This is a genomic window from Frankia sp. CcWB2, assembly GCF_977927585.1.
Map to the genome: position 1 here is coordinate 6,450 of NZ_CDWRCM010000150.1, position 5,320 is coordinate 11,769.

Annotated in this window: 4 protein-coding genes and 1 pseudogene; 2 read left to right on the top strand and 3 right to left on the bottom strand. The window is 71.5% G+C overall.

Going from position 1 to position 5,320, the window contains the following annotated elements; genetic code table 11:
- The 3 genes and pseudogenes from ACY45C_RS15420 to ACY45C_RS15430 all read right to left on the bottom strand — a co-directional run.
- Window positions 1-355: pseudogene (locus ACY45C_RS15420) on the bottom strand (HelD family protein); the annotation flags it as partial.
- A gap of 428 nt (window positions 356-783) precedes the next feature.
- A complete protein-coding gene (locus ACY45C_RS15425; RefSeq protein ID WP_462188293.1) occupies window positions 784-1,353 on the bottom strand; it encodes a type 1 glutamine amidotransferase domain-containing protein in 570 nt (189 codons plus the stop codon).
- Window positions 1,354-1,443: 90 nt separating this feature from the next.
- Window positions 1,444-2,103: an HhH-GDP family DNA glycosylase gene (locus ACY45C_RS15430; RefSeq protein WP_462188294.1), complete on the bottom strand. Its 660-nt coding sequence runs from the start codon at window positions 2,101-2,103 to the stop codon at window positions 1,444-1,446.
- A 288-nt stretch (window positions 2,104-2,391) separates the two neighbouring features.
- Here ACY45C_RS15430 and ACY45C_RS15435 point away from each other — a divergent pair, with 288 nt between their 5' ends.
- Entirely contained in the window at window positions 2,392-3,432 is a 1,041-nt protein-coding gene (locus ACY45C_RS15435; RefSeq protein ID WP_462188295.1) for an Acg family FMN-binding oxidoreductase, read from the top strand.
- 582 nt (window positions 3,433-4,014) lie between these two features.
- The coding region (locus ACY45C_RS15440) for a serine/threonine-protein kinase (RefSeq protein ID WP_462188296.1) at window positions 4,015-5,320 on the top strand (1,306 nt) is incomplete at its 3' end.

The window sequence follows — 5,320 nt, forward strand, 5'->3', positions numbered from 1 at the left end:
CCAGCGTCGCCCGGTAGAAGGCGGTGGCCACCGGGGCCCGCCAGTCCACCAGGATCGGTTCCTGCTCGCTGTCGGACAGGCCGATCCGGCCGATGTACGTCCGGCGCCCGTCGGCGTGGTCCATCGCGCCGAAACACAGCCGCCCTTCGGCGGCGTCGAGGCGGGCGAGCCGGTCGGCGTGGGTCGCCGCGAACACGTCACGTTCCACGAGTGACTGTGGGGTGCCCGTGCCACTTTCCAGCAGGACCCGGCGCAGCTGCCCACGGGTGATCTCGCGGACCTCGTCCAACCGGATGTACAGCGTGTCCAGGTACGCCTGTTCACGGGCGCGCTCGACGTCCTGCATGGTCGGCACCGGCTCTCCTCCCGGTCGCGGTCGGATTCTTGGGCTGCGGCTTCCCGGGCTGCAGGCCGACGCCGTCAGGTGAGCCAGGGAGAGTAACAGCCCCTCCCCGGCAGATCTTCCCGGCCCGCCTGGTGACCCGGCTCCGGTGACCCCACCCTGGTAACGACATGTCCACGACAACGACGGCGTGTCCACGAACGACCACGGCAACCACGGCAAGCCGGCCCGCCATCCGGCACGGCGGCCGGAATGCCGCATCATCGCTGTTCCAGGTTACGGATGTCCGGCGACGGGATACACCGCAATGATCCACCTGGTGCGGGGTAGCGACCAACCTGATCCGAGGTAGCAGACGGCCCGGGCGAAGGAGCCGTTTCCGGCGGTTCCTTCGCATCCACGGTGAACGGCGTCCCGAGCTGGGGCGTCCACCGAGGTAATCAGACGCCCACCGAGGTGAGATGCTCCACCAGGGTGCCGTCGAAGGCCGGCAGATCATCCGGTCTGCGGCTGCTGATCAGCGTGTTCGGCCCGGACCGGCAGATGACGACCTGCTCGTCCACGACCTCGGCCCCGGCGTTGCGCAGATCGGTGCGCAGGCTCGGCCAGCTCGTGATGCGCCGTCCGCGGACCACGTCCGCCTCGATCAGGGTCCAGGGAGCGTGGCAGATCGACGCCACCGGGCGGCCGGCATCGAAGAAGTACCGGACGAACTCGACAACACCCGGCTGCCACCGCAACTCGTCCGGATTGGCGACTCCGCCGGGCAGCACCAGCGCGTCGAAGTCCGCGGGATCCGCCTCGGCGACCGTGACGTCGACCGGGAAGGTGTCCGCGGGGTCCAGGTGCCGGAACGCCCGCACCCTGCCTCCCTCCGTCGACACCAGCACCGGACTCAGGCCGGCCTGCTCGATGGCCTTCCACGGCTCGGTGAGTTCGACCTGCTCGACGCCCTCCGGTGCCACCAGAAACGCGATCTTGCGTTGAATCCTGTCGTCGTGCGTCGTCATCGACACGTCCTCCTGCCTGATTCCTGTCTGCCTGCTGCCCGCCTGCTGTCTGCTCCTGTCTCGCCAGCTGGGGTCGGGACCGGACGGGCGTCAGGGCCTGCTCGCCGCCTCCCGCAGGTCGGTGACGTCGTGCTCGAGACGCGCCCGCACCAGCGCAGCGACCAGCCGCGGGAAGTCCTGCCGGTCGACCAGTGCGGCGAGCCTCGCCGGGCCGGTCGGCAGCCCGAGGGCTCCAGCCGTTCTCCGGGTAGGTTCGTCGAGGTAGGGCACCAGCTCGTCCCATCCCGCCTGCGCCTCGCGCAGGAAGATGTCGGCACCGACCGGACCGATCCCCTTGATCTTCTGCAGCAGCTCCCGCTCCCGGTCCGGGGAGTGCTCGGCGGCATCCCGCAGCCGGCGGACATCACCGTCGTAGGTGTCCATCAGGTAACGGCAGGCCGCCTCCAATGTCCGAGAGGTGCTCTCGTCGTAGCGCGCGTACCCGCTGCCGTTCAGCACCCGGGTACGGTCCTCCCAGGTCGCCTCGGCCATGGCTGCGGCGTCGGTCCAGCCGGCGTCCATCAGGGAACGGCAGGCGGCGACCGCGATCGACGTGCGGATCCGTGCGCTCGCGAGCAGGGCGAAGACGATCAGCCTGAACATCGCTTCCGCGGTGTCAGCCGGCACGTCGGCGCCGATCTCGTCGGCGTAGGTCCGCCCATGCCGGGCGAGCAGTTCGGCGAGCACCGCCTCTGTGTCGGTTCCAGCCATGCAGTGGGGCTACCCGCGATACCCGCCATCACTCCGCCCCGCCCATGCGCTCCGCCCATGCGCTCCGCACACGCACTCCGCCCTGCCCGTGCCGTCCCGGCGGTACCCACCCACCACGTCCGCGGCGGTGCCTCGGGCCCGCCACCCGACGCCCCGACGCCCCGCCACCCGACGCCCGACTCCCGCCTGCCGGCCGTTGGTCCGCCCCGACTGTTCCCCTCGGCACATGCCCTCTACCCGGTCGGGAGGGCAGGCTGGGGGTAGACACTTGAGAGAAGGGAGGCTGAGATGTCCACCAAAGCAGCACGGTCCGTACTGGTTCCCCTGACTCCCGACCTGGCTCGGGAGGTGGTCGCCGCATCCGCCGCGGCGCCGTCCATCCATAACACGCAGCCGTGGCGCTGGCGCCTCGAGGCAGGCCGGCTCACCCTTCTCGCCGACAGCACCCGCCAGCTCAAGGTCGCCGATCCCGAGGGCCGGCAGATGCTGTTGAGCTGCGGAGCGGCGCTGTTCAACGCCCGGCTGGCGCTGCGGACCCGCGGCGAGGTCCCCGTGGTGGAGCCGCTACCCGACGGCGTCGACGACTTCCGCCCCGCCCCGCTCGCCACCATCTCGGTGATCGGCCATCAGCCTGCCGAGGACGACGAGCGGGCATTGGCCGATGCCATCCCGCGGCGGCACACCGATCGCCGGCCGTTCGACGACCAGCCGTTGCCGGCCGAGGTAATCAGCCGCCTGCGTGCCGCGGCCGAGGCGGAGGGCTGCTGGCTCACCGCGCCGATCGACCCGGAGCTGCGCGTCCAGGTCAGCGTCCTGCTGTCCCGGGCGGACTGGATCGAGGCGCACAACGTGGCCTACCGGGAGGAACTGGCCTCGTGGAGTCGAACGGGGTCCACGTCGGCCGATGGCATCCCGCGCAGCGCAGTCGTCCACACCGACGCCCCGCGCCAGTCCGAGTTCCCGATGCGGGACCTCGACGTGGTCGACGAGGCGGGGACCGTGCTGGACGAGACGGGTGTGGAACGGCCCGGCATCCTGATCATCGGCACCGATGCGGACACGACCGCCGACCGGCTGCGCGCTGGGCAGGCGATGCAGCGTGTGCTGCTCACCGCCACCTTGCTCGGTCTCGCCTCGTCGCCGATGTCGCAGGCGATCGACGTCGAGGGCATGCGGGAGCAGTTCCGCGGCACCACCAGCGGTCTCGGGCACGTCCAGATGATCCTGCGGGCCGGCTATCCCGAGCCGGGTGCACAACCGCTCGGCCCCACTCCCCGCCGGGACGTCGACGAGGTCCTGGAGGTCGTCGGGTCGGATGATCGGGCGTAGCACCGTTCGGCCGTTCGCGTTCGGCCGTGCAGCGTTCCTTCCTGACACATTCGGCGAAAGCCGCACAGATACGGGGTTGTGTGGGCCGCCAGCCGCTTTGATCGGGGACCAGACCGGGTCGCCGGTGGACCGACCGGCAATCGGAGGTGTCGCGAGGTCCGCGACGGCTCGGTCGTGACTCGGGGGGTTCCCGGGGACGCGGCGCGGCGTTCCCGGGAGACTCCCCCGCCCGGGCCTTGGTCGGCCCCGGTCGACCCCGGCCGTACCCGGTCAGAGACCCCGACCGCCCCTGGTCGCCCCCCGGCCGACCAGGAGGCAGGACGTGACCGGATGACAGAAGCCACGCGGGCGCCGAATGCCTGTCGCTGCATTGACATCGAGGTGGCGGGGGCTGTCGGGGCCCCGACAGCCCGGTGCCCGGTCACTCTCGCCTAAGATTTTGCCAGCGGTTGACCGTAATGGTTGATCGGGACATTCCGTGATGGATCAAGAGTCGGTGCGCGTCCACCGGCGGGCCCGCGACCTGCGCGGCGTTCCCGCGCGAGGCCGCGGTCGGCACGCGGCGGGTGGGGGTACAGGTCGATGATGTCATCGGATGCGGGTGTGGCGGCACGATCCGCCCCCCTTGGCCCGGACGACCCCCACGAGCTCGGCTCGTACACGCTGCTGGGCAAACTCGGCCAGGGTGGAATGGGCATGGTCTATCTGGGCCGCTCCGGGAAGGGCCGGCTCGTCGCCATCAAGGTGATCCGGAATGAGGCTGTCGGGAACCCCGAGTTCCGAGCCCGGTTCCGGCTGGAGGCCGAGACCGCCCGGCGAGTCGCCCGGGTCTGCACCGCTGAGGTGCTCGACGCCGATCCGGACGCCGAGTGGCCCTACCTGGTCACCGAGTTCATCGAGGGCGAGACCCTCGCCCGGTACGTCCAGCGCAACGGCCCGCTCGCCGATGCCAACCTCGAACAACTCGCGGTCGGCGTGGCCGCGGCGCTCACCGCCATCCACAGCGCCGGGATCGTGCACCGCGACCTCAAGCCCGCGAACGTCATCCTCTCACCGTTCGGCCCCCGGGTGATCGACTTCGGTATCGCCCGGGCGGTGGACGCCGGCAGTAACCTCACCGACGATCTCCAGCAGCTCGGGACGCCGGCGTTCATGTCCCCGGAGCAGATCGAGAGCCGGCCGATCACCTCGGCGGTCGACATCTGGGCGTGGGGTGGCCTCGTCGCCTTCGCCGCCACCGGGCACTACCCCTTCGGTGAGGCCTCGGCGCAGGTGCTGCTCTACCGCGCCCTACACGAGGAACCGCGGCTCGACGACGTCGACCCGGCGCTGCGCCCGATCGTCTGGCACGCGATGCGCAAGGACCCGAGCACCCGCCCGAGCGCCCAGCAGCTCATGCTGCGCCTGCTCGGCGACCCGTCGGGCACCGGCCCGGACGCTGCCGCCGCCGTCAACCCGCAGGACGTCACGAACATCCTGCAGGGCTGGAAGCTGCCAGTGCCCGGGCCCGGGCGCACCGGTCACGGGCGCACCGGTCACGGGCGCACCGGGCCCCACGGGGCCGGCTTCCCCGCAACGGCAGCGGCCCCCGTCAGCAGCGGTTACACCGTCGACCAGGACGCCCCGACCCGGCTACCCGCCGGTGCCGGCGGTCACGGGAGTCCCGGCGGTCCCGGGGGCGGTGGAGCCGATGCTCCCGGCCGGCAGGGCGGCGCGGGCGGGAACAGGAACCGCACCCCGCTGCTCGTCGGTGGAGGTGTCGTAGTCGTCGGCGCGATCCTCGCGGGAGTACTCGCCCTCAGCTCGGGTGATGACGGCGGCTCCGGGACCGACGCGGCCAATCCGGCCACCATCTCCGGGGCTCCGGCCACGTCGCCCCAACCAGCCC

Coding starts and splice junctions, on each gene's coding strand:
- ACY45C_RS15430 (WP_462188294.1), bottom strand. CDS start 2,103: ATGGCTGGAACCGACACAGAGGCGGTGCTCGCCGAACTGCTCGCCCGG.
- ACY45C_RS15425 (WP_462188293.1), bottom strand. CDS start 1,353: ATGACGACGCACGACGACAGGATTCAACGCAAGATCGCGTTTCTGGTG.
- ACY45C_RS15435 (WP_462188295.1), top strand. CDS start 2,392: ATGTCCACCAAAGCAGCACGGTCCGTACTGGTTCCCCTGACTCCCGAC.